The following is a 1,784-nucleotide window of genomic DNA, read 5'->3' on the forward strand; positions in this document are numbered from 1 at the left end:
TAACATTATTTTATTTTCAAATTTTTATAGAGGCCATTATTAGTAAATAGAAATTCACTCGAATATTTTCAATTGCTGGCTTTCTGATACAAAGTATAACAAACTAATCGACGTCATTCTTAAGTTTATAAAAATAAGCGATGTATAGAAAAACTTCTAATATCAAGTGTTATATGCATATCTATATTGTTCTTACTTCAATAAGGGGTTACTGTGGTGAACCTAGTACTAAACCAGCTAATAGGATGTCAATATCTTTCTCTAAAATTTTCATTTCCCTTATAATATACTATTTTTGGCCATGCAAAATAACCCTCCAAAATCCTTTTGGAAGGATTTTTCTCTGTTACACAATACCGTTAATCAGGCTAAATCTAGGAACGTTTCTTTTCTCTTTAATAAAGCGTAAATCCAGTGAAGCAACTTATTTAATACAGGCAACGATTGACACTTTGGCAGGTTTTCCTTCTGATTTTTTCTTATCATAGAATTCATTAAGCTTTTTGTTCCTTGAACTTCTTATGCCGCATAGGACAGATACAGAGAATGACGTAGTCTGCTCGAACCTCTTTTAGTCATACGATTAATGGTTGCCGTAAACTTACCCGATGAGTGAACACTTGGATCTACTCCAGCGAAGGCAACCAGTTTTTTCGGATGATTAAASCGATYGATTTCACCAATTTCAGAGATAATCGTGGCTGCGATTTTTTCTCCTATACCGGGAATCRATTGAATGATCTTATATTCTTCCATTTCATTTGCCAGGGCCACTATACGATCTTCCAAATCAGAAAGKTGTCCCTGGTAATGWAAAAGCAACTCAATATACATATGAAGATGGATTACCYGACTTTCATACACGCTTTTTTGTAATGGATTTCTAGATGCGGAATCCATTATTTTTTTGCTTTTCCCCATGCCCATTSACCWGATCGGCTAGRACAGAACTCYATWACWCTCTCTGCTAGTYTACTTTCCCCGGCTGTTAATACCTCCTCTAAAGTGGAATATTCCTTTAACATCAATAAAGAAACCWTCGAATATGGATCCCCAAAAACCTTCCGGTATTCAGGAAACACTTGATCTAAAATGGTGTGAAACTGAAGTCTAGCTTCCACATACATATTCGTTACGATTTCCTGTTGTCTTGACAAATTCCGCAGATCTAAAAGCTTATTTCCTCTAATTTATGAGGTTCAAAATCCTCTTTATAATACAGCACACACAACTGATACACATCGATTACGTCTGTTTTTACCTTTCGTAAACTGGTCTTCTTTGCCTGATAAGAAATAATCGGATTTAGTAAGATATATAGAATCCATTGTTACTCCAAGTATTGAATAACAGGAGTATGGTAATGCCCTGTAGATTCTTAAATGACCATAGGCATCTGCCTTGTCACCTCTTCAATCTCTTTTAAAAAGTCTAAAAAATGATCTAATTCCTCTTTGATATGCTTCATTGAAAAGCTCTTCCCATACGGTTTAGAATGGTCTAAAAGTGCCTGAACTTGACTCTCTCCCTTTGCCACATCCAAACCAACAACTGGATTCATTGTTTTTTCCTCCTCTACTTACTTACTTACTTACCAGTACCCCAAGTCCTCCATTTAGTGTCATAGCTTCGCTTGTTATACGAGATCTACGTCCCAACCATCCCTCAAACATGTTTCTACAAATAGGGGGCGGACAGTTTAGTTCACGGGATCAAGTCCCCACGCACCCGTACGTCCTACCCTGGCTACTGATATAATAGATTCTATTAAAAAAAGGTCAACT

At 36.4% G+C, this 1,784-nt stretch carries 1 pseudogene; it reads right to left on the reverse strand.

Annotated features, from left to right (window positions below):
* Positions 1-363: 363 nt before the first annotated feature.
* A pseudogene (locus tag AC1DUW_RS27630) lies at positions 364-1,561 on the reverse strand (IS110 family RNA-guided transposase).
* Positions 1,562-1,784: the final 223 nt, after the last annotated feature.

The organism is Peribacillus sp. P4_C12, assembly GCF_056402095.1.